At 65.7% G+C, this 20,881-nt stretch carries 21 protein-coding genes, 1 tRNA gene and 2 pseudogenes; 9 read left to right on the plus strand and 15 right to left on the minus strand.

Translation table 11 applies throughout. The features are described 5' to 3' along the window. The first annotated feature begins 76 nt into the window (after positions 1–76). Together GOAMR_RS05600 and GOAMR_RS24075 are read left to right on the plus strand one after the other, a co-directional pair. Positions 77–1,723: a hypothetical protein gene (locus GOAMR_RS05600; RefSeq protein WP_005183883.1), complete on the plus strand. Its 1,647-nt coding sequence runs from the start codon at positions 77–79 to the stop codon at positions 1,721–1,723. Positions 1,724–1,868: 145 nt separating this feature from the next. Next, a pseudogene (locus GOAMR_RS24075) lies at positions 1,869–2,558 on the plus strand (class I adenylate-forming enzyme family protein); the annotation flags it as partial. 45 nt (positions 2,559–2,603) lie between these two features. Here the strand turns inward: GOAMR_RS24075 and GOAMR_RS05605 are convergent. From GOAMR_RS05605 to GOAMR_RS05625, 8 genes and pseudogenes are all read right to left on the minus strand, one after another. Further along, positions 2,604–3,356: pseudogene (locus GOAMR_RS05605) on the minus strand (adenine-specific methyltransferase EcoRI family protein); the annotation flags it as partial. Between the two features lie 149 nt (positions 3,357–3,505). Continuing rightward, entirely contained in the window at positions 3,506–3,640 is a 135-nt protein-coding gene (locus GOAMR_RS25730) for a hypothetical protein (RefSeq protein WP_259061670.1), read from the minus strand. A 41-nt stretch (positions 3,641–3,681) separates the two neighbouring features. Beyond that, positions 3,682–4,137, minus strand: a complete 456-nt coding sequence (locus GOAMR_RS05610) for a hypothetical protein (protein WP_005183888.1) — start codon at positions 4,135–4,137, stop codon at positions 3,682–3,684. Positions 4,138–4,266: 129 nt separating this feature from the next. Continuing rightward, on the minus strand, positions 4,267–4,434 hold the full coding sequence (locus tag GOAMR_RS25055; RefSeq protein WP_005183890.1) for a hypothetical protein: 168 nt from the start codon (positions 4,432–4,434) through the stop codon (positions 4,267–4,269). A gap of 15 nt (positions 4,435–4,449) precedes the next feature. Next, entirely contained in the window at positions 4,450–4,761 is a 312-nt protein-coding gene (locus GOAMR_RS05615) for a hypothetical protein (RefSeq protein ID WP_005183891.1), read from the minus strand. Beyond that, the gene (locus tag GOAMR_RS05620) at positions 4,761–5,345 is read right to left on the minus strand and encodes an antirestriction protein ArdA (RefSeq protein ID WP_005183892.1); all 585 of its coding nucleotides are present in this window, start codon (positions 5,343–5,345) and stop codon (positions 4,761–4,763) included. Before GOAMR_RS05620 ends, GOAMR_RS05615 begins: the two co-directional genes overlap by 1 nt. A 106-nt stretch (positions 5,346–5,451) precedes the next feature. Further along, positions 5,452–5,631: a hypothetical protein gene (locus GOAMR_RS24725; protein WP_138943607.1), complete on the minus strand. Its 180-nt coding sequence runs from the start codon at positions 5,629–5,631 to the stop codon at positions 5,452–5,454. A 5-nt stretch (positions 5,632–5,636) separates the two neighbouring features. Next, entirely contained in the window at positions 5,637–5,897 is a 261-nt protein-coding gene (locus tag GOAMR_RS05625; RefSeq protein ID WP_005183894.1) for a hypothetical protein, read from the minus strand. 138 nt (positions 5,898–6,035) lie between these two features. On the opposite strand from GOAMR_RS05625, the gene GOAMR_RS05630 reads away from it, so the two are divergent. Both GOAMR_RS05630 and GOAMR_RS25060 read left to right on the plus strand, forming a co-directional pair. Continuing rightward, entirely contained in the window at positions 6,036–6,689 is a 654-nt protein-coding gene (locus tag GOAMR_RS05630; protein ID WP_040514471.1) for a hypothetical protein, read from the plus strand. Between the two features lie 58 nt (positions 6,690–6,747). Continuing rightward, a tRNA-Ser gene (locus tag GOAMR_RS25060) sits at positions 6,748–6,840 on the plus strand. A gap of 140 nt (positions 6,841–6,980) precedes the next feature. Here the strand turns inward: GOAMR_RS25060 and cysC are convergent. From cysC to GOAMR_RS05650, 4 genes are all read right to left on the minus strand, one after another. Continuing rightward, complete coding sequence (cysC, locus tag GOAMR_RS05635) at positions 6,981–8,831, minus strand: adenylyl-sulfate kinase (protein WP_005183910.1); 1,851 nt, start codon at positions 8,829–8,831, stop codon at positions 6,981–6,983. Continuing rightward, entirely contained in the window at positions 8,831–9,745 is a 915-nt protein-coding gene (cysD, locus tag GOAMR_RS05640; protein ID WP_005183913.1) for a sulfate adenylyltransferase subunit CysD, read from the minus strand. The genes cysC and cysD overlap by 1 nt, the downstream gene beginning before the upstream one ends. A 103-nt stretch (positions 9,746–9,848) precedes the next feature. Then, positions 9,849–11,021 carry a sulfotransferase family protein gene (locus GOAMR_RS05645; RefSeq protein ID WP_005183918.1) on the minus strand — a complete coding sequence of 391 codons (1,173 nt, stop codon included), beginning with the start codon at positions 11,019–11,021 and terminating at the stop codon, positions 9,849–9,851. Then, positions 11,021–12,115 carry a DUF1214 domain-containing protein gene (locus tag GOAMR_RS05650; RefSeq protein WP_040514472.1) on the minus strand — a complete coding sequence of 365 codons (1,095 nt, stop codon included), beginning with the start codon at positions 12,113–12,115 and terminating at the stop codon, positions 11,021–11,023. The genes GOAMR_RS05645 and GOAMR_RS05650 overlap by 1 nt, the downstream gene beginning before the upstream one ends. Before the next feature lie 30 nt (positions 12,116–12,145). On the opposite strand from GOAMR_RS05650, the gene GOAMR_RS05655 reads away from it, so the two are divergent. From GOAMR_RS05655 to GOAMR_RS23520, 4 genes are all read left to right on the plus strand, one after another. Continuing rightward, entirely contained in the window at positions 12,146–12,823 is a 678-nt protein-coding gene (locus tag GOAMR_RS05655) for a TetR family transcriptional regulator (RefSeq protein ID WP_005183930.1), read from the plus strand. A gap of 192 nt (positions 12,824–13,015) precedes the next feature. Beyond that, entirely contained in the window at positions 13,016–13,486 is a 471-nt protein-coding gene (locus GOAMR_RS05660; RefSeq protein ID WP_050942598.1) for a tellurite resistance/C4-dicarboxylate transporter family protein, read from the plus strand. Positions 13,487–13,620: 134 nt separating this feature from the next. After that, on the plus strand, positions 13,621–14,178 hold the full coding sequence (locus GOAMR_RS05665) for a hypothetical protein (RefSeq protein ID WP_005183935.1): 558 nt from the start codon (positions 13,621–13,623) through the stop codon (positions 14,176–14,178). Between the two features lie 175 nt (positions 14,179–14,353). Beyond that, positions 14,354–15,565 carry a phospholipase D-like domain-containing protein gene (locus tag GOAMR_RS23520; RefSeq protein ID WP_138943608.1) on the plus strand — a complete coding sequence of 404 codons (1,212 nt, stop codon included), beginning with the start codon at positions 14,354–14,356 and terminating at the stop codon, positions 15,563–15,565. Between the two features lie 83 nt (positions 15,566–15,648). On the opposite strand, the gene GOAMR_RS05675 is transcribed toward GOAMR_RS23520, so the two are convergent. The 3 genes from GOAMR_RS05675 to GOAMR_RS05685 all read right to left on the minus strand — a co-directional run bounded on the left by GOAMR_RS05675 (position 15,649) and on the right by GOAMR_RS05685 (position 18,893). Next, positions 15,649–16,800 (minus strand): YncE family protein, encoded by a 1,152-nt coding sequence (locus tag GOAMR_RS05675; protein WP_005183939.1) that lies wholly within the window; start codon positions 16,798–16,800, stop codon positions 15,649–15,651. Between the two features lie 75 nt (positions 16,801–16,875). Continuing rightward, positions 16,876–18,006 carry an NAD(P)/FAD-dependent oxidoreductase gene (locus GOAMR_RS05680; protein ID WP_005183942.1) on the minus strand — a complete coding sequence of 377 codons (1,131 nt, stop codon included), beginning with the start codon at positions 18,004–18,006 and terminating at the stop codon, positions 16,876–16,878. A 98-nt stretch (positions 18,007–18,104) separates the two neighbouring features. After that, positions 18,105–18,893, minus strand: coding sequence for a hypothetical protein (locus GOAMR_RS05685; protein ID WP_005183944.1), 789 nt, complete (start codon positions 18,891–18,893; stop codon positions 18,105–18,107). 382 nt (positions 18,894–19,275) lie between these two features. Between GOAMR_RS05685 and GOAMR_RS05690 the strand changes: the two genes are divergently transcribed. After that, positions 19,276–20,880, plus strand: coding sequence for a peptide ABC transporter substrate-binding protein (locus GOAMR_RS05690; RefSeq protein ID WP_005183947.1), 1,605 nt, complete (start codon positions 19,276–19,278; stop codon positions 20,878–20,880). Position 20,881: the final 1 nt, after the last annotated feature.

A 20,881-nucleotide genomic window follows, 5' to 3' on the forward strand; every position in this document is an offset into this window, starting at 1 on the left:
CGACTTGGTCGTGACTCGACGTCCGGCGGCGGACGAACCGGACTCACCTACCTCGGCGGCGTGATTCAATACGCCCGTGTATCGACTCGGGAAGCGCGCATTCGGACTCGCACTGTGTGGACTTGCCGCGCTTCTGGTGGCGGGTGTCGTACCGGCACATGCCGCACCCGGCTCAGCGCACATCGAGGCCGGGCCTCCCGCCGACCCGGCCTGTCAGCCGCTGTTCTTCGGTACAACCGGTGTCCTGGGCGTCGGTGACGAGCCGCCGCCACTGTCCGCGGTCACCGGGCAGGGTACGTGGGGTGCACCCGCACCCGCCGCACTGAAGTTGCCGTCGCGAGTCCTACTCAAAGACGCCCGGCACGCGGTGTCGGAGACCTATTCGTTCGCACTCCGCGAGGGCCGGCTGTTCGCGCGGCGTTCGACACACGGGATTCCTGATCAGGGGTCGACGTGGCGTGAAGTGAATCTGCCGGAGTGCCTCGACGGCAAGCTCACCGGAATCTCCGCCGACCGGAATCTGCTGCTCGCCGTCGGCCCGGGCCGGCAGGTGTACAGCCACAGCATGCCGGACGGCGACCTGAATCCCGGCCGGTGGACGTGGCGTTGGGGCCCGTACTTCTGGATGGGTTCAGGGGCCCGGTTGCCGGCGGATCTGAACGGGTTCGCCACCTCGGACCTGTCCACACCGGACACGTTTACCGACGGCGCCGGCCGCCGCCACGAACCGATCGGCGTGGCCACCCTGTTTCTGCTGCGCGATCAGGGGCGTCGTATTACCTATCTCGATCCGTGGTTGCCGACGGACGGCAGTCGCGAGGTGTGCCTGCCCGACGCCGGCACCTCACAGTTGGCGGGCATGGACGCCACCGGCTCGACGCTGATCGTCGCGGCCCGGTCCGGGGCGATCTTCACCCGGATGTACGACTTCGACCTGACCGGCGCCAACGCCGTTTTCGGCAAGTACACCTGGGAGACCGGCCTGCCCGCCGATTCCGCGGCGTGGCAGTTGCCGATCCCCGACTGGAAGCGACAACCGACTCCGCCCGGCGAGTTCACCGACCGGGTGACGATCGTGTCGACCGGACCGGATGCCGGTGACCGGGAGCTGCGGGTAGAAGGGCGCGCCGGCGGTGTCACCGGTGTGTGGGTGAAGCAGATCGACGCCGCACAGTGGCGGTTCGTCGAAACCGGCGCCGCCCTGACCGGGCAATCGCTGCCGGTTGCGACCACCCCGATCGACCGCAAACCCCGCCGTTACCTCGGCGCCATGGGCGGTGCGCGCGCCGAGATCGCCGCCTTCGACTGGGCGTGCACACCTACCAGGGTTCAGGTGCGGATCGGGAAGGGCGCCGAGTTGACCCTGCTGCTGCACGCCTACGATGGCATGCGGCAGGCCCCGCGTGCCCGCGGACTGAACGACGAGCCGCGCGAGTACAACGCGGCCCTTGAGGTCCCTGAGTCCACGTGGGATGAGCTCGATCACGCCGATCCGAGGGTGCGGGCGTGGGTCAGGGCGAACCTGACCGGACGATTCACCGTCAGCCCGGTATCGGCGACGGCCACGCGTTTACGCTTCCTCGGTCCGTGCTGGGAACTGACCCTGGACGGGAAACCGCCGCGCGCCGACGTCCTCTCGCAGGTCGACGTGGGGCAGCTCGCAGGTCGGCTGTCGCAGATCGTGAACGACGGGCGCGACCCGGGGGAGTGCTTCGCCGGATAGGTCCATCGAGCGGCTCAGGCCACCAAAACTATGTCAGGCTACGGAAACTTCCGGGGCCTGACATAAGAATCGTGGCCTGGATCACGAAGTACCGGTCCTCGCCCTCGACCGGCCGGAGGAGTTCGAACTCCTCGAAACCCTCGGCGTCGTCGCGATCTGGCTGCCGAACCGCGTCGAACTCCTCGTCGCCATGATGGCGGCGTGGCGGCTCGGGGCGATCGCCACACCGGTCAATCCCCAGTTCCTCATCCCGGAGGCGCAACGCCAGCTCGATGACTGCGACGCCGCACTCGTCGTCGTCGAACGATATGAGCTCGACATCAATCGGCCCCAGCTGCTCGTCGATGATCTCGACACCACCCGCAACCCGTCGTGGCAGCCGCCCGCGCAGCCCGCTACCGACGACAACGCGCTGCTGATCTACACCTCCGGCTCGACCGGCCGACCCAAGGGTGTCCGCCTGGCGCACGCGAACCTCCAATACATGGGCAGCGCGATCGGACTGAACTCCGACCTGTCGTCGACCGACCACGCCCTGCTGATCCTGCCGTTGTTCCACGTCAACGCGATCGCGGTAAGTTTCCTGGCGCCGATCCTGGCCGGCGGTCAGCTCAGTATCACCGGAGCGTTCTCGGTCACCCGATTCTTCGACGACGTCGCGACGCTGCGGCCCACCTACTTCTCGGCCGTCCCCACCATCTACGCACTGCTGGTGTCGTCCAAACCCGATGACACCGACACGTCGTCGCTGCGCTTCGCGATCTGCGGTGCTGCACCGATCTCGCGGGAGCTGCTCGCCCGTGCCGAGGAGGTACTCGGCCTTCCGATCCTCGAGGTTGGTGTACCAGCAGGAGTTCCCCATGCGGGTGTAGTCGTAGTTCTCATCGGCAGGGTGGCCCAGTCTGGCGGCCTTATCAGCGTCGGCAGGGGCGATCGGTGTGCCCTTGGGTACGGCGAAGACCATGTCGCTGGTATTGCCAGTGGATCCGAACCAGAGCTGGTTGCTCTGGAAGAGTGGGAAGATCTCCTTGGTGGTCGGAAAGCTGTTCGGACCGATGATCGCGAACTTCTTGCCGGCGTCGAGGACCCATCGGATGAACTCTCGCCCAAGGGAGAAGGGGGGATTCGTCAGAATCACATCGGCCTCGTCGCGGAGCGCGGAGACCTCGGCGGAACGAAAGTCGCCGTCGCCGTCAAGGTACTCCCATCTGAGGTCGTCGATGTTGATGACGCCGTCGCCGTTAGTGTCCTCTCTGGTCAGTACGAACTTCTTGCCGTTGATGCGGGTCTTGGACTCGTCGAACTGCGGCGACTCGGCCTCGAACAGCGTGGGCTGGTACGAGACCAGGTCGAGGTTGCTGTCGGGTGCGTAGCTAGTGGAGATCAGCTTCTTGAGGCCGAACCTGCTGAAGTTCAAGGCAAAGAACTTGGCGAAGTTCGACCACTCGGGATCGTCGCACGGGAGCAGGACCACCTTGTCGCGGAAGACATCCGGGTCGTAGTCGCGATAGGCGTTGACCTCGTTCTCGATGGTGGTCCACAGGGTGTAATACTCATCGAAAGCCGCGTTCTTCGCGGCGACGAGGCTGCTGTTGCCGCTGTTCCGCTTGGTCGTCGGGGTGGTCACTGTCATGTTCTGATCGTAGTCAGCGGGACCGACAACGCCGGTGAGCGACCTCGGGTTTGTCGAGAGAAAAAGAAGGAGAACCCCATGAGGGGTTCTCCGGTCGCGGCGGGCAGGGAGCAAGTGAAGACCCCGCGAGCGCGCTGCCCACGGGGTCTTCAGAGATCGAGGTCGACGGCGGCGACGATGGCCTCGGCTCGATACAGCGCGTTCAGCGCGTTGCCGATGTGCTGTGTGGCTTCGAACGCTGCGTCGATTTCTTCGGGGGTCATGTCCTCGTTGTCGTCATCCATGTGGCCAAGTAGATCGCAAGCGGGATAACGATGTTGATGGTTCAGTCGTCGCCGTAGAGGAATCGTCTGAGGAACGTCTCCTCGTCGATCAGGCCGGCCTTGTAGTCGTCGCTGAGGCGCCGCTGCCGCTGCTGCCGCTCCACCTCGTCGGGATCGACAAGACCAGCTTGTCGCCGGTACTCGTCGTGGGTGATTCGGCCCGCGGCGAAGTCGCGGGCGATGGGGCGGACGGACGGGTCGAGGGTGCGCCCGGCGGCACCGAGAACGCCGTCGGCGAACTGCATGGCGGCGTCAGTCTCCTCGTCGCTGCGGCGGCGGGTATTGGGGAACGCCTCGTCGAACGCGGCCTCGATGGCCAGGTCTTCGGGGCTCCCGGGCGGCGGGACGATGCCGTCGCCAGTGCCGACGGTCGCGGCGAGTTCGTCGGCGATGGATTCGAGGCGGGCGGCCACGTCGGCGGCTCGGTGGTCGTAATCGTCGGTGTTATCGCTGGTCATGGTGGTAGTATCTTCCTTGTTCTCAGGGTGTGATGCTGACCCCGCACCGATTCGTCGGTGCGGGGTCAGTGCTATCTCCAAGTCCATGGCCGGCGCTTGCGCCTGCCATGGGTGCCCCCGGCAGGGCGGTTACAAGTCAGGGTGATTCGGCCACATCCTGACTAGATCCTCGTAGGCCGGTACGGGATCGGTCCATGCGTTGTCGTCGAGAATGTCGGAGATGGTGGCGTCGACGTCGATGGATTCACCACGACTGAGCCACAAGATGTCGATCAGATCCTCATCGTCGTCGGTCATTGCTGGGATCATCCATCAGGGGTCCGACAGCGCGACGTACGCGGCGGCGATGCCCAGGGCGTCGAGCAGCTCCCATGAGCCAACACCGTGCGGCGGGAAGCACTCGTCGAGACGTTGGCCCTCGCTCATCGCCCACCAGTCGGGGTCGTCGTCGCGGTCGTCGAAGTGGTCCAGAACGCGGGCGATGGTCGCGGCGTTTGGGCCGTCGGGTGCAGCGACGTAGCGCACGGTGCAGTCCTGGGATTGGGCGTCGGCGAGGATGTCGTCGTGCCATGCCTCGGGCAACAGATCGACGGCGGCGTCGAGCAACTCGTCGTCGGTCGTCATCAGAAGCACCGGAAGATGTAGACACCGCCGTCGGGGTTTGGTGTCGTGCTGTACTCGCCGGACAGCCGGAGATCACGTGCAAACGCCGAATGGTCAAAGTACGTGACCAGCGGGCTGTCGTCGGGAATGCCCTCGAACAGACCCATGTCCTCGACGTAGGAGTAGGCGTAGTCCTCCATTGAATCCCAAGTGCCGCAATAGCGCTCGCGGAAGTCGGACAAGCAGGGGATGTCACTGTCACCCTCGGCGATGTAGTCGCCGGATCGCACCCACGCGCTGATGGCCTGCCACTCGTCGGCGTCGTCGACCTCGTCGTAGAGCGCGCCCCACTGAGCGGCCTCTATCGCGTCCATCTCGCGGTGGACCGCGATGTTCTCCACATCGAGCCCCCAAATCTCCTCGCAGCCCTCGCTGGCGAAGTCGACCCGGCTGCCGCGGTGCACATCGGCGAGAGTGACCTCGTCGGCGCCGGACGCGGCGAACCAGTGGCCGACGAGCCGACCGGAGTTGTAGCAATGCAAGCAGCCCAGCCAGATAGCGGGTTCGTCGGCGTTGGTCCGGCGTCGGGCGGTGGTCTCGGTCATGGTGTGCCTCCTCGGCGTCGGGATGTCGAGGAGGGCTGGCCGGCGGCTGTGCCGACGGGTGCGAAAGCAGACCCCGCACCGGTCGGAACGGTGCGAGGTCGGGAGGTCAGCGTCGGTAGCAGGCGTTTTCCAGCGCGTCGGCGAGTCCAAGAGCCACATTGGGACGCAGGATCAGCACCTCGGCACCGTCGGCGGTGACCACGATCATGCCGCTGGCATCAGTGGTGACGTGAAGTTGTTGTCCTGACTGGGATTTCAGCGTCGGGTCTACGTCGATGTCGGTCACGTCGTCTACCCCTGCCCTGACGCGGTGATGCCGATGAGGTCGGGACGGGCCGGGCTGGCGACGACGGTCGCCTGGTAGATCGCTTCTACGCCGCTGTACTGGTCGCCTTCTCCCGTGTAGGTGAGCAACTCGTCAGTGGCCCATTCGTCGAGGTCAGCGCCGGGAGTCGGCGGCGGGACGGTCACGTCGATGGTGCGGTTGAAGAAATCGCCGGTGATGTAGGTGCTCTGGACGCGGATGGTGAGCGGGATGGTGGCGATGGTCATGGGGAAGTCCTCTCCTCAGTGGGTTGAGGAGGGCTTCCGGCGGCGGCTGCGCCGCCGGGATCAAGGGGCGCGGCGGGGTGGCCGGGCGCACACGTGCGGCGTGGTGCCGAACCGGTGTGCCGGGCACCGGGGCGGATTGTGCTGTTCAGCGGCCCGCGGGGCACCGCAGACGCCACAGATATTCTCGGTTTTCTCGTGGGCAGCTTTGATCAGTTCGCGGACGCCAGGGTGATCGTCGAAAGTCGTCAACCATCGGAGGCCGAAGTGTTTCTGGCCACCTTGGATCACTTCGTAGGGGCCGACGAGATCGACGATAGATCGGTGGAGCTCGTTGGCCACCGGGACCCATCCGGCGGGTACGGAGATGACGCCGAAACGGACATCGCCGGGCGGCGCGTCAATCGGGGTGATCGACGGGTCGAGGGGTTCCTGGCATGCCTCGGGCATCTGGTCGGCCCAGACCACACGGGTGCGTCTGAGGGAGCGGACCCAGGCTTGCAAGGCTCGGGTTGTTTGTTCGTCGAGGCCCAGGGCTTCGAGCTGCTCCGCCACTTCGTACCAGGGCTCGGTGAGTTCGTCGGCGAAATACTGCCGCATGAGTTCCCGGGCACGAGGGTCGGCGAGGGTGTGGGCGTGGGGGGCGTTGCGGCCGCGCATGTAGTGGCCGCGTCGGTCGATGTGTGCGAGAAGAGCCTCGACCTGTTCGGGGGTGCGTTCGAGGATGGTGGCTCCTTCGTGTGGGGGTTCCAGTGTGCCGAATCGGCGATCAGGATGGAGTTGACACAGAGTTGACACATTGACACGAACGCCAGGCCGAAGGCCCAGAAAGTGCCTCTGACGTTTGTCGACAGGAAAGTTCTGGGCCTGGTGAAACCCTCAATGCACTCGCCTTGAAAGCGAGCGTGCCTAAACAGCACCGGGGGTTCAAATCCCTCCGCTTCCGCACAGTTCAGGGGCGGTTTCCGGGTGATCCGGAAGCCGCCCCTGACACGTCTACGGACCGGACCTCAGGACCCGATGCCGTGTGATTGGCGTTCACGGCAACCTCACATCGGTGTCCCGCTCCCGATTTTCTCTCCCCTTCTACAGTCCCAGGTTCCGGATGATGGACTCGGCCACCTCGGCGGGTGTGCCGTCTGCCGGAGCCACCACCGCTTCGGGGTTCTCGGGTGCCTCGTAGGGCGAGTCGATGCCGGTGAAGTGTGTGATCTCACCGGCCCGGGCGCGCGCATACAGTCCCTTGGGGTCGCGGCGTTCGCACTCTTCGAGCGGGGTATCCATGAACACCTCGTAGAACGGCAGCCCCTGCTCCTCGTGGATCTCCCGGGCAAGACGACGCTCGGCCGCGAACGGACTGATCAGCGATACCACCGACACCGCACCGGAATCGGCGAACAATGCCGCGACCTCGCCGGTGCGGCGGATGTTCTCGCGGCGGTCGTCGTCGGAGAATCCCAGGTCGGAGTTGAGTCCATGACGCAGATTGTCACCGTCCATCAGGTACGCGGGTCGTCCCGATGCGACGAGCCGTCGTTCCAATTCGATTGCCAGGGCTGACTTTCCGGCACCGGACAGACCGGTGAGCCACAGCGTCGCACCCTGATGCGGCCGCTGTTCGCGGGACACCTTGGTGGTCTGCCAGACGATGTTGGGGTCCTTCGCGACCGGTGCGGTGATCATGCCGGCCCCGACGGTGTTGTTGGTGGCCTCGTCGATCAGGATGAAGGAACCGGTCTCCCGGTTGCGGCGATAGGCGTCGAACATCAACGGCTCCTGCGTCTGCAGGGCCACTCGGGCTATCTCGTTGAGCCGCAACGCCTCGACCGTCTCGTCACGGTGCAGGGTGTTCACATCGAGCCGGTATCGCAGCCCGGTGATCTCCGCGCGCGACTCGCGCGTGCCACACAGCACGCGGTACCGCGTCCCGGCGGTCAGCTCGGCGTCCTCGGCGAACCAGCACACCATGGCGTCGATGTCCCGTCCCACCCAGGGCCGGTTGTTCGGCCGTGCCAGCATATCGCCACGGGCGATGTCGATCTCGTCGGCCAGCTCGAACGACACGGCCATCGACGCGAACGCCTCGTCGACTTTCGCCCCGCCCGGACCCCAGATCGTGGTGATGGTCGTCGTGAATCCACTTGGCAGCACGACGATCTCGTCTCCGGGTGCAAACACGCCCCCGGCCACTGTGCCGGCGAAGGCGCGGTGGTCGGCGCCATCGCCGCGCTGGGGCCGGATCACGTATTGGACCGGCATCCGCGCGTCGATGAGGTTGCGGTCGGAGGCGATGTAGACGCTTTCCAGATGGGACAGCAGCGAACGCCCCTCATACCACGGCATGTTCGACGAGGCGTCGACGACATTGTCCCCGGCGAGCGCCGACACCGGGATGAATGTGACATCGGTGACGTTGAGTTTGGTCGCGAAATCGACGAATTCCGAACAGATCTCGTCGAACCGCTGCTGCGACCAGCCGACCAGGTCCATCTTGTTCACGCAGATCGTCAGGTGCGGGATCCCGAGGAGTGTGGAGAGGAACGCGTGCCGACGGGTCTGTTCCAGGACGCCTTTGCGGGCGTCGATGAGGATGATCGCGAGGTCGGCCGTCGACGCTCCGGTCACCATGTTGCGGGTGTACTGCACGTGCCCGGGGGTGTCGGCGATGATGAATTTCCGTTTGGGCGTGGAGAAGTACCGGTAGGCGACGTCGATGGTGATGCCCTGCTCACGTTCGGCGCGCAAACCGTCGGTCAGCAGGGCGAGATTCGCATACTCGTCGCCGCGTTCGGCGCTGGTCCGTTCGATCGACTCGAGCTGATCGGAGAAGATCGATTTCGAGTCGTACAGGAGACGCCCGATCAGGGTCGACTTCCCGTCGTCGACCGATCCCGCCGTCGCCAGTCGCAGCATCTCGTTCCGTGGTGTGCCGCTCATCAGAAGTAGCCTTCCTTCTTGCGGTCTTCCATGCCGGATTCACTGATCCGGTCGTCGGCGCGGGTGGCTCCCCGCTCGGTCAGCCGGGTCACCTCGATCTCGGCGATGACCTTGTCGACGGTGTCGGCGTCGGAGAGTACGCAGCCGGTGCAGGTCGCGTCGCCGACCGTCCGGAAGCGCACCGTCTCGGTCTGCATGGTCTCCGTCGGAAGAGGATGCAGGAATCGGGTTTTGGCGAGCAGCATGCCGTCGCGCGGGATCACTTCGCGCTGGTGCGCGTAGTAGATGGGCGGCAGTTCGATGCTCTCGCGCGCGATGTATTCCCAGATGTCGAGTTCGGTCCAGTTGGAGAGCGGGAACACACGGATATGCTCGCCCCGGTGGTGCCGTCCGTTGTACAGATGCCAGAGCTCGGGACGCTGCGCCCGCGGGTTCCAGGCCCCGAATTCGTCGCGGAAGCTGAACACCCGTTCCTTGGCGCGCGCCTTCTCCTCGTCGCGGCGCGCACCACCGAACACGGCATCGAACTTGTGCTCGGTGATCCCCCGCAGCAGCGCGGTGGTCTGCAGCCGGTTGCGGCTGGCCCCGGGGCCGGTCTGTTCGACGACCCGCCCGGCGTCGATGTCGTCCTGCACCGAACTCACCAGCAACCGCACTCCGGTCTCGGCGACGATCCGGTCCCGGTACTCGATCACCTCGTCGAAGTTGTGACCGGTGTCGACGTGCAGCAACGGGAACGGGACCGGCGCCGGCCAGAACGCCTTGCGCGCCAGGTGGAACATCACCACCGAGTCCTTGCCGCCGGAGAACAGCAGCCCGGGCCGCTCGAAGGTCGCGCCGACCTCCCGGAAGATATGTACCGACTCCGCTTCCAACGCATCCAGGTGCGACAGCTCGTAGCCGTGCGCTTCCATCCAACCTCCCTCAACCGATCGTTTATCGACACTGCCCGGGGTGGCGGTGCCGGCCGTCACAGATTTCGCCAGGGTCCACCGGCGTAACGCACCGGTGTCCCGGTCAGCGCAGTTCCTCGGTGGGGACGCCGTAGCGTTCCTGGTAGCCGGTCACACGTGCCCGCACCTGCTGCGCATCGAGGCCGGTGTCCGACCAGGTGTAGCGCTTCGCGCCACCGTCCCCCGGATGCTCGGCGAGGAACCGGCGCATCCGGGCGTCGGCATCGTCGGTCAGGTCCCGGTCGAGGCGCTCGTAGATGCCTTTGATGGTGGCCCAGGGGTCGGCCATGAAGTCGGCGAACCGGACGTCGACGACCTGTACTTCTGGAATCAGACCACTTGAGCGCCAGGCTATTTCGCGATCCAGTCCGACGGTGATCTCCTCGTATGCCTGCGCTGCGCAATCGGTGATCGACGACTCGTCGCTACTCATCCGCCGGAGATGGTGGGTCAATGCCGCCACCGACGACATCACGTTGAGCGGATCGCGGTGGGTCTGCACGATCAGTGCGTCCGGGTACTCGGCCAGCAGGGCATCGAGGTGCCACAGGTGCGCCGGTGACTTGAGCAGCCAGTCGCCGGGCACACCGGACTGCAGATGCTGCAGGAACCCACGATGGTAGGCGTAGGCGCCGGCCTGGTCGGCCTCATGCACCCACCACCGCTGATAGCTCGGGATGCGGTACTGCACAGAGAAGATCATGCTGTTGAATTCGCTCGCGGTGATCCGCACACATTCCTGACCGACCCGCGCATCCATCGGATGATGTTTGAGGAAGCCGGGAATGATGTGTTCGGACATCTCGATCGAGGCCTGGACCTGGGCGATCCGCGGATCGGTCTCGTAGGTCTCCGGCCGCGGCACGGGACACGGCTCATCGACCTCCCAGGTCAGTGGGGTGCGCAGTGCCGGGTCCTGCGCGAGCAGGTCGTAGAGGATCGTCGTCCCCGTCCGCGGCTGTCCGACGATGAAGATCGGACGCGAGATCTTTTCCTCGGCGATGCGCGGATTCTGGTTGCGCCAGGCGATCACGCCGAGGCGATTCTTCAGGGCGCGCATCATGTCGGCGTATGCGACCTCCACGCCGATCTCCGACAATCGTGCCTCGGTGACCAGCGCCTCAGTGACCCGTTGCAGGCCGTTCTGCCAGCCGTCGGCACCGAAGTCGTCGGCACCGACCTGTTCACAGGCCGCGTCGATCAGGGCCTGCGGCTCGAACCGTTGCTCCAGGTTCATCACTTGTCCTCCGATTCGGTCGTGGCCGCCCGGTGCACCGAGGTGATCACCGCGGGTGGCTCCGGGTTGTCCAGCCAGCGCAACACGACGAATCCCCGCTCACGGCCACCGGTGTCGAGCCAATGCCCCAGCCCGGGATCGCGCGCGCCGATGGCGATGCGGACGCGCCCGTCGTCGTCGGGCGTCACGGCACGGTTGGTCACCGAGCTGTGCCGGCTGCGGGGTTCGAGACATTCATGCCAGATGTTTTCCAGCGTGACGTTCCAGTAGCGGGTTTCCGGTGGTTCGATGTCGAGGACCAGCGCCTCGTCCGGTGAGAGTCGGAACGTCCCGATCATGTAGAGGTTGTCGGGTGTGGTGTCGGCGGCACCGAGGTCGTCGGCCGCGGCGGTGAGCAGCGTGTTGGGATTGTCGAGGAGCTCGGGCTTGATGGTTCGGTGCAGCGTGGTGAGTTTCAGCAGGGTCCAGCCCATCGCGGTGAACTGCTCGGCCAGTTCGGCATCCGTCAGCGGCGCCGGAGGCGGCGGGTCCAGGTTGACGATCCGCAATGCGGCCGGCTCCTCGTCGGAGAAGTCCCCGATGTACTCGCGAACCACGATGGCCGACGCATCATCGGGGATCTGAATCCACTGGGCACCACCGCAATCGGCAGGCTCATCGGGTGCGAGGAGCAGCTCGAACCCGCCCTCCTCATCGAGTTCGAGATCGGTGTCGCTGAGGTAGCCCGCCATCCGTCGCGGCGTGAGGCCGGTCCCGGCGAGGATCTGCAGCCCGAGGTAGGCGCTGCTGCCACGGTGCCCGGTGATCCGGTAGCGGGCGTCTCCGCGGATCATGCCCAGGTAGTAGTTGCCGTCGGGGTTGGGGCCACCGATCTGACGGGTGGGTGAGCACATATCGAAGAAGACCGGCCGCACCGGGTCGGCCTCCACCGACAGTTGCGCGCACAACGACGACACCCGGGCGATGACGCGCAGGCCTTCGAGAGCCTCACGGGTGTTGATGGCGTCCCCGGTGACGACCTCGGTGGCGTCGGCGAGGGCTTTCCGGACGAACTCCCAGGCAGGCATGGACTGATCGAGTTGAAGCGTGGTCATGAACGACAAGATATAATCTCAATTGAGACTATGTATCAGAATTCAGATTTTCATTTGCCCCTCGACCCCGCCGCCGGTCTACGTGAACAGAAACGGATGGCCACCCGGTCGCGGATCGCCGCGGCCGCGGCCGAACTCGCCACGGCCGACGGCCTGGAGAACACCGGCGCCGACCAGATCGCCGCCGCCGCCGAGGTGGGCCGGGCGACGTTCTTCCGCTACTTCTCCTCGAAGGAGCATGCCGTGGCCGAAGGCATGAATGCCCGTTGGCTCAACCGGATCGTGGCCGCGCTGGATCATCAGCCGGCCGACTACGCCGCCGCCGAGGCGGTGGTGGCCGCCTTCGCCGAACTCGCCCACGACTTCGACGACATCTCGGGCCAGATCCGGGAGCTGGCGACGATGGAACGGTCGTCGCCAGCCCTGCGCGCCTGGGGCCTCGGCGTGTACGCCCACTACGAGGGCGTCATCGCCGGCCTGATCAGTCCACGGATCCGCGACCTGCGGCAACCAGACCCCCGGCCACGCCTGATCGGCGCGCTGGCCATGTCGTCGGTGCGGATCGCCCTCGACGACTGGCTCGCCCACGGCGGCTCACTGCCCGATCGGGTTCAGCAGGCATTGCGATCAATCACCGTCGTCGACACCGGCGTGCTGCGCGAATCCGGATCGCGAACTTCTCGGCCACGAGTTCGGCCGCGTGATTGAATACGCCTGTGTGGCGGTTCGCGCGCTGGGGTCGCCGCCTTCGACTGGGCATGCACACCCACCGAGGCCTGGTCAAGTAGTGGGCCACCGCCGGGTCAGCGGATGTTCTTCCACCGAAGGCCGTTCACAGTGCCCTGACGGCGTGCACGTCGAGGTCCGCGAGATCACGCTCGCGCCCGGCGGCACCTCCGGGTGGTCGGCACCAGCATGCTCGTGCTGCTGCGGGTCGTGCACTTCGGGCTCACGCCCCAGCAGTTCGAGCCGCACTATTGGGTGGCCATGGGCGCGATGGCGATCGCGGTGGTGGCCGGCAGCAATATCGTCGCCATCGATTCCACACCGATGGTCGACGCCACCCGTGGACTGATCGGTGGCACCATCGCCGTCTTCTGGACCTTCTGCCTGTGGCTCATCCCGATGCTGATCGGCGGCGGCGTCTGGCGGCACGTGGTGCATCGCGTGCCGCTGACCTATATGCCGACACTCTGGTCGATGGTCTTCCCGATCGGCATGTTCGCCGTCGCCTCCATCCAGCTGGGCCGGGTGGACGCGTTGCCGATCGTCGAGAACATCGGCACGGTGACGATCTACATCGCGCTGATGGTGTGGACACTCGTCTTCATTGCCATGCTGCGCGGGATGGTCCGGGTTCTCTGGCGCTGACCGCTCCGGCGCGAACGGTCACAATCTGGCACGGATCGGCCGATGTGATCCATCCCGGCGTTTCGGGAACAGTTCACCGATCAGTCGTAGCAGTGTGGTGGCTGAGCGCAGACCTTCAGAGAGGGGAACTGACAATGACGAAGAATTTTCGACGACCCGTACTGCTCTCCCTTGCCGGCGTGGCCGGCACCCTGGGGCTGGCCGCGACCATCGGTGTGGCGCCGTCCGCAGCCGCTCCGCTGCACAAGACGGTGTCGCTGCCGGTCAACAGGCATCTTCCCGCCTATCTCGACAGCGTCGGTGCCACGGTCGCCTTCAATCCGGCGAACAACCGGTTGACGGTCACCGTCAGGCACCGCGCGCCTCGTCCTCCGCAGGAACTCGGGTTCCGGTTCTATGAGGAGACGGTGGCGATTTCCAACGGATCCCCGGCCACGAACGGCATCTACCTGTCGGTGGGACGGCAGCCTTTCGGTGCGCCGTACGGCAGCGGTCTGCTTTCCGTGCCCGGTGTGGAGCAGAAGAAGATTCCGGTGAAGGTCACCGAACACGGTGCTGTCACCACTTACGTCGCACAGACACCGAAGCTGGCGAAGATCGGTAAGAGCCGAATCTCCGGATGGACCACCGACGGTCCGTTGGGCTTCCGCTTCCCGAACAGTGGTGACGATATCCCGTCCACTCGCCTGTAGAGAGGCACATCGCGTCGAACTCGTGGGCGCAGAGATCGTTCCTCGACCAGCGCACGGGCACGTGCTGGGAGCTGACTCTGGAAGGTAAACCGGCACGCCCGACCGTGATGTCCACCTGCTGACCCAACGTGTGGTCACCGGTCGCGGCCGACGGTCGGTTGCCTATGCTTTCCGGGTGCAAGATCTGGGTTTGGGTAACGAACGCACCGTGCGGATGATCAGCGGTCGGGTATGGGATGAGATCACCGGGCTACTCGCCGGTGCGCGGCGGGTGACGGCGGCGGTCGCCTACGTCGGCGAGGATGCGGCCGAGTTGCTGCCGTTGCGGAGCGGGTCGTCGATCATCGTGGATGCCTCGGAAAAGGCTGTGGCACAGGGGAGTACAGCACCGATTGCCCTGCTCGCCTGGAAGGATGCTGGTGCGGTGATCTATTCGCTGCCCGGGCTGCATGCGAAGACGATCGTGTGCGAGCGCAAACCGACCCACGGGAATCCCGATCCGGACCCCTTCCTGATCGTCGGGTCGGCGAATGTGTCGGCCAATTCCGCCCGGCGCCTCGATGAATGTGCCTTGCTGACCGACGATCTCACCACGCTGCGCGAGGCGTTCGAGGCACTGACCGCGTGGAAACTGCGGGCGGGGGAGCCGCTTTCCCGCGAGGACCTGGTCGCGTTGGCCGCCCTGTATCGGACAGTGGCCGGCGACGATCCCGCAGATGACCGGGCCGCAGATGACCCGGACCGCGACATCCCGAACAGCGACATCCCGGACAGCGACGCCCACGGTGTCCCGGACGACGACGATCCGGATGACCATGTCGCAGCGACCGACGACGCCGTCGAGACGGACGACACCGCCGCGGACGTGCCGCCCGCCGACACGACACCGGCACCGCGACCGAGGAACCTCATCCTCACCTCGGTGCGCGAGGACACCCCGTCCGAGGAGGCGAAGTACGAGGCCGAGGTCCTGGCCAGGGACAACGATCTGGCCATCGCCGACACCGCCACCGTGCTCACGCCCGGCCGGGAGTACCTGGACTACTTCTGGCTCGATTTCGACAGGGACTACTACGGCGATCCCTTCCCCGAGGGCGCGACCGTCGTGGCCACGTTCAGGAACGAGCGCGGGCAGCTCACCAAGACCTGCTCCGTCTCTCCCCCGATGCGCATCATGTCGACGTTCCGTGACCACCAGGCCGAACGAACCTACTACTACGGCGTGGTTCGGCATTCCGGCACGGACGTCACGTACACCGACCTGCAGGCGGCGGCCGGTGGTGCCGGCCGCACGGTGAATCTGGCATCCGAGGATCCGGCCAAGGTGTTCCGGCCGGGAGCGATCACCGCGATCATCGGGCTGTGGGGTGACCTCGTCTTCGAATGACGAGTCCGCGGAGTCTGTGAAAAGTGACATCCTCCCGGCCCTGAAGGACCGGGAGGATGTTCAACAGATCAGCGTGTGGTATCTCAGCGTTTGGTGACCTTGTAGATGTGGTCGCCGCCGAGCGGGGGTAGCGGCATCTTCACCATGCCGGACGGCAGTTCGGTGATCGACGAGGCCTTGTCGATCACCAGGAAGGTGTTCTTCTTCCAGGCCAGCAGCTGGTTCGGCAGCAGGCCGGTGGTGATCAGCTTGGTGACGCCCAGGGTCTTCTGGTCGATCACCGAGATGAAGCCGAGGAAGTAGTTGGCGGCGTACAGCTTTCCGTGGAAGATCAGCATCGAGTTGGTGCCCGGGCCGGTGGTCACATCACCGATGTGCTTGCCGGTACGCAGGTCGAACACCGACAGTCCGTTGTACAGGTTGTTGACGTACAGGCGGTTGGTGGTGGTGTCGGCGGCAACGCTGCCGTGCCCTTCGGTGATCGCCTGACGGGTGTTCCACCGGACCTTCGTCTGCACTTTGTCACCGTTGCGCGTCACCCGGACCTGGGTGAGGTCGGTGTAGTACGAGGTGACGGTGACGGTGGCACCGCCGGGACCCTGGTCGGTGACCACGACACCGGCACCCAGTTTCTTGCCGCCGCCCGAGAACTTGACCTCGCCGAGCCGCTTGTAGGTGTCCATGTCGAAGAACACCAGGCCTTGGGTGACGGAGATGATGGCGATGCGCAGGTCTTCGGCGAAGACGATGGAATGCGAATGTGACAGGTTGCCCAGGTTGGCCAGCCGTCGGCCGGTGTTCTTGTCCCACACGTTGGCTTCGCCACCGTTGGCGGCGGCGGCGGTGGTCCACACGGTGTTGCCGGTCTTGGGGATGCCGATCTCGTACTGGGCTGCGATACCGCCGTGACCTTCGGTTTCGGCCCGCTGGGTCACGTTGATCCGGCTCTTGACCGACATCGTGTCCGGGTTGAGTCGGTAGATGATCGACTTGGTGGGCCCGTTCATCGGGGATACGGTGGTCAGCCACAGGTCACCGCTCTGCGCGTCGATGGCGCCGCGGTAGTTGCCCTGGGTGAAGTTGTAGCCGTGAATGCTGTAGCCGGCCGGCTGCGGCACCGCGGGAGCCGGGGCGGCGGGTGCGGCGTCGGCGGCAGGTGCGGCGGTCAGGCCGAGAGCGACGGCAGCGGTGACGGCGAGCGCGGCGGTGCGCACATTCGAGAATCGGGAAGCCATGATGATTAGGCTAACCTATAAAGTTTTGATTATCGGGCCGCTCGCTGCGACCTCCGCCACACCGGGCTCCTCCGATCAGGCGAAGCGTTGCGGTGACACCATCGCGGCATCGAGGCCGCGGGCGGCGATGTCGGCGGGCACCGGTTCGCCGCGGACGAGACTCGCGCCGAGGCGGGCGGTGGCCGGTGAGGTCTGGATGCCGTAGCCGCCTTGCCCGGCGCACCAGAAGAAGCCGGGTCGGCGCGGGTCCTCGCCGACGACGAAACGATGGTCGGCGGTGAAACTGCGCAGTCCCGCCCACGGGCTGCGGATCGACCGGATGTTCAGGGTGGTGGTTTCGTTGATCTGCTCGATCGCTTGGGCGATCGCGAGTTCGTCGGGTTTGGCGTCGTGCGGCGGCACCGGTGTTTCGTCGCCCGGTGAGCAGAGTAGCTGTGTCGCTTCGGGTTTGATGTAGAAGCTGTAGTCGAGGTCGCCGAACAACGGGAGCGTGGCGGTGTCGAGGCCGTCGGGGCAGGCCACCATGAACGCGGTCCGCCGCTTGGGCTGCAGGCCGATCGGCACGGCCCCGGCCAGCGCGCCGACGGCATCGGCCCAGGCTCCGGCCGCATTGACGACGATCGGCGCCCGATACTCGCCGCTGTCGGAGGTGCTGACCTGCCAGAGTCCGTCGCGGCGCGCACAGCCGACAACCCGCGAATCCCGGTACACCCGGCCGCCCCGGGCGGTCATTCCCCGCACGAATCCGCTGTGCAGCGCGTCGACGTCGACCGCCATCGAACTCGGGTCGTACAGGCCGAGGGTGGCGGCGCCGTCGCGGACGTAGGGGACCAGCGTCGCGATGTCGGCGGCGGAGACCAGCTCGACGGCCGGTACCAACGACACCACCTCGCGGTAATGCTCCTCGAGTTCGGCCTCGTTACCGGGGGCGGCGTAGGTCAGTTGTGGCCCGGGCGTCATCAGCGGTGAATGAAAACAATCCGGCGGTGTGGTGAGGAAATCGCGGCCCGCGGTGGTCAGCGCCCGGATGTCGATGTCACCGAAGGTCTCCAGAAATGTCGCGGCCGAACGTCCGGTGGTGTGGTAGGCGAGCGTCGGCTCGGCCTCCAGAAGCGTTACCGCACAATCGGATGCGAGTTCGTAGCCGATGGACACCCCCGCGATCCCGCCGCCGATCACCACCACATCACTGTCGATCTGGGCCACGGTGTCCTCTCACGATTGTTCGGTAAGTCCGTCCGAGAACATTGTGCGGGCTGGGACGTGGCGGCGTGCGGTGTTGACACGCACCGATCCCCGGGACGTCAGCGGCTCCCCGGCGAGAACGACAGGAGTTTGCCGTAGGGGATCGACATCTCGTCGATGCGGAGCACGGCGGTCACCTCCTTGCGGTCCACCGTCAGGTCCACCACCCGCACGCCCTCACCCACGGCGGTGGCGATCGGTATCGACGAGATCGCCGACAGCCGGTCGCGCCGCAGCCACTGCCCCCACCCGGCCGCGAGGGGGCGCAGTTCGATGCGCCCGCCGTCGACCACCAGCCGGGCGTCGACCCATCCGCTGCGCGATCGCCGGCCGTTGTAGCGCACCCGGAGTTGCTGTGTGCCGAGCGGTTCGATCTCCAGCTTGTCGACGTACTGCTTGAGGAAAGCGGTGGTCTGCGGCCAGTCCGCCACCACTACCACCTCCAGTGGCGCGGCGACCAGGACGGGGTTGATCGCCGGCCGCGTGTGCACATTGCGCGCGGTGACGGTGAAACGCTGCGCGCCCAGCCCGTCGAACACCGGCTCGACGGCGGCGAACGACAGGTCGTTGACCTGCCCCATCGCGGCTCCGAAGGGATCGAAATCGGCATCGAGGTCGTCGATGGTGAACGCCACCGGCTTGTCGGCGAGCGTCGTCTCGATCCGCTTGCCGACGACCTGCGTGCGCAGCGTGTCGAAAAGCCGCTCGATCGACAGCGGGGGCCCGAGCCGCGGCGCGTTGACCCCGGGCAGCGTGGCCAGACGCGGCGGAATCTCGCGGCCGTGCATTGACGAACCGAGTTCCGTCAGCCAGCCCGCAGGGCTCATGTACCAGGGTGGTTCGGGCACGTCTCTCCACATCCTCGTCGTCGATTTCAGGAACTGTCGACTCCCCAAAACGTACGCCGTGACCTACCCGAGCGCCCGGCAGTTCGGCGGCAAGTGTGTGTCGTGTCACGCTCGCGCCGAGGCGCCGTCGAGCATGTCCATAATGTCGGGAATAGACGAATCAGGCTGGGCGGGAAGGATGTCAGCGGTTCTGTTCCTATCCATTCTTTCTTCTGCGGAACTAATTACTTCTCGGTACGGTGCTGTGAACCATCTGTGAACCGATGGTGCCGTGCACGATCCGTACGGCCCGGACGCGGGGGCGTCCGCAGTGACGCCGGCACCCCCGCATCGATGTCGAAGGGTGCTCCCCGTGAAGTCGAACCGATTCAGACACGCTCGATTGGGCGCGGCACTCGTGGCCGCTGTCGCGATCTCGCTCAGCGCGTGCAGTACCTCCGACTCCGGTGGGGGCGGGGGCACCGGTGCCGACGCGATCATCACCGTCAACGGCACCGAGCCCCAGAACGGTCTGGTCACCACCAACACCAACGAGAACGGCGGCGGCCGCGTCGTCGACGCCCTTTTCACCGGTCTCTACGCCTACAAGGCCGACGGCACGCCCGAACTGGCCAACGCCGAGTCCGTGGACACGAAGGACAACCAGAACTATACGATCCACCTGAAGAAGGACTGGACGTTCACCGACGGCACCCCGGTCAAGGCCCAGAACTACGTCAAGGCATGGAACTTCGGCGCCGACAGCACCAATGCCCAACTGCAGCAGAGCTTCTTCGCCCCGATCGAGGGATACGAGGCCGTCGCCGGCGAAAAGCCCACCACGCATGAGATGTCGGGCCTGAAGGTCGTCGACGACTACACCTTCACCGTCAAGCTGACCCAGCCCAACATCGACTTCAAACTCGGCCTCGGGTTCACTCCGTTCAAGCCGCTGCCGGACGTCTTCTTCACCGAGGGCGCCGAGAAGTTCGGCCAGAACCCGGTCGGTAACGGCGCGTACAAGCTCGCCGACGGCAACGCCTGGGAGCACAACGTCAAGCTCAACGTCGTGAAGAATCCCGACTACAAGGGCCCCGACCAGCCCAAGAACGGCGGCATCAGCTTCGTCTTCTACAGCAGCCTCGACACCGCCTACTCCGACCTGCAGGCCGGTAACCTCGACGTGCTCGACACGATCCCGCCGAGCGCGTTCAAGACCTTCGAGAAGGACCTCGGCGACCGGGCGCTCAAGACCCCGACCGCCCAGAACCAGCAGATCGGCATCGGCGAATACCTTCCGCACTTCGGCGGGGAAGAGGGCAAGCTGCGGCGGCAGGCCCTGTCGCTGGCGATCAACCGTGACGAGATCACCAAGACGATCTTCGACGGCCTGCGCAATCCGGCCAAGGACTTCTCGGCCAAGTCGCTGCCGGGATACGACGCCGGCCTGCCGGGCAGTGAGGTGCTCGGGTTCGACGCCGCCAAGGCGAAGGAACTGTGGGCCAAGGCCGATGCCATCTCCAAGTGGTCGGGCAGTTTCCAGATCGCCTACAACTCCGACGGCGGCCACCAGGAATGGATCGACGCGGTGTGCAACCAGATCAAGAACACCCTCGGCATCGACGCCCACGGAGCTCCGGCCCCGACGTTCAAGCAGATCCGCGATCAGGTGACCCAGCGCACGATCAAGACCGCGTTCCGCAGTGGCTGGCAGGGCGACTACCCGTCGATCCTGGAGTTCCTGCAGCCGCAGTTCATCACCGGCGCCGGGGCGAACGACGAGGATTACACCAACCCGGCGTTCGACAAGAAGCTGAACGAGGCTCTGGCGGCCACTGATCCGGCTACCTCGTACAAGCTCACCGCCCAGGCGCAGGCGATCCTCCTGAAGGATCTGCCGGTTCTGCCGCTGTGGGACTACACGAACGCGGCGGGCGAGGCCGAGGGCGTCACCGCCGAGATCGGCTGGCAGGGACTGCCCTACTACACCGGCATCGCGAAGAGCTAGC

Source organism: Gordonia amarae NBRC 15530, assembly GCF_000241345.1.
Taxonomy (GTDB): Bacteria; Actinomycetota; Actinomycetes; order Mycobacteriales; family Mycobacteriaceae; genus Gordonia; species Gordonia amarae.

What these genes read in the sequence shown, in the direction of transcription:
- GOAMR_RS25730 (WP_259061670.1), bottom strand. Translation starts at nt 3,640, where the DNA reads ATGGATGACGACAACGAGGACATGACCCCCGAAGAAATCGACGCAGCG.
- GOAMR_RS05610 (WP_005183888.1), bottom strand. Translation starts at nt 4,137, where the DNA reads ATGACCAGCGATAACACCGACGATTACGACCACCGAGCCGCCGACGTG.
- GOAMR_RS25055 (WP_005183890.1), bottom strand. Translation starts at nt 4,434, where the DNA reads ATGACCGACGACGATGAGGATCTGATCGACATCTTGTGGCTCAGTCGT.
- GOAMR_RS05615 (WP_005183891.1), bottom strand. Translation starts at nt 4,761, where the DNA reads ATGACGACCGACGACGAGTTGCTCGACGCCGCCGTCGATCTGTTGCCC.
- GOAMR_RS05620 (WP_005183892.1), bottom strand. Translation starts at nt 5,345, where the DNA reads ATGACCGAGACCACCGCCCGACGCCGGACCAACGCCGACGAACCCGCT.
- GOAMR_RS05625 (WP_005183894.1), bottom strand. Translation starts at nt 5,897, where the DNA reads ATGACCATCGCCACCATCCCGCTCACCATCCGCGTCCAGAGCACCTAC.
- cysC (WP_005183910.1), bottom strand. Translation starts at nt 8,831, where the DNA reads ATGAGCGGCACACCACGGAACGAGATGCTGCGACTGGCGACGGCGGGA.
- cysD (WP_005183913.1), bottom strand. Translation starts at nt 9,745, where the DNA reads ATGGAAGCGCACGGCTACGAGCTGTCGCACCTGGATGCGTTGGAAGCG.
- GOAMR_RS05645 (WP_005183918.1), bottom strand. Translation starts at nt 11,021, where the DNA reads ATGAACCTGGAGCAACGGTTCGAGCCGCAGGCCCTGATCGACGCGGCC.
- GOAMR_RS05650 (WP_040514472.1), bottom strand. Translation starts at nt 12,115, where the DNA reads ATGACCACGCTTCAACTCGATCAGTCCATGCCTGCCTGGGAGTTCGTC.
- GOAMR_RS05655 (WP_005183930.1), top strand. Translation starts at nt 12,146, where the DNA reads ATGTATCAGAATTCAGATTTTCATTTGCCCCTCGACCCCGCCGCCGGT.
- GOAMR_RS05665 (WP_005183935.1), top strand. Translation starts at nt 13,621, where the DNA reads ATGACGAAGAATTTTCGACGACCCGTACTGCTCTCCCTTGCCGGCGTG.
- GOAMR_RS05675 (WP_005183939.1), bottom strand. Translation starts at nt 16,800, where the DNA reads ATGGCTTCCCGATTCTCGAATGTGCGCACCGCCGCGCTCGCCGTCACC.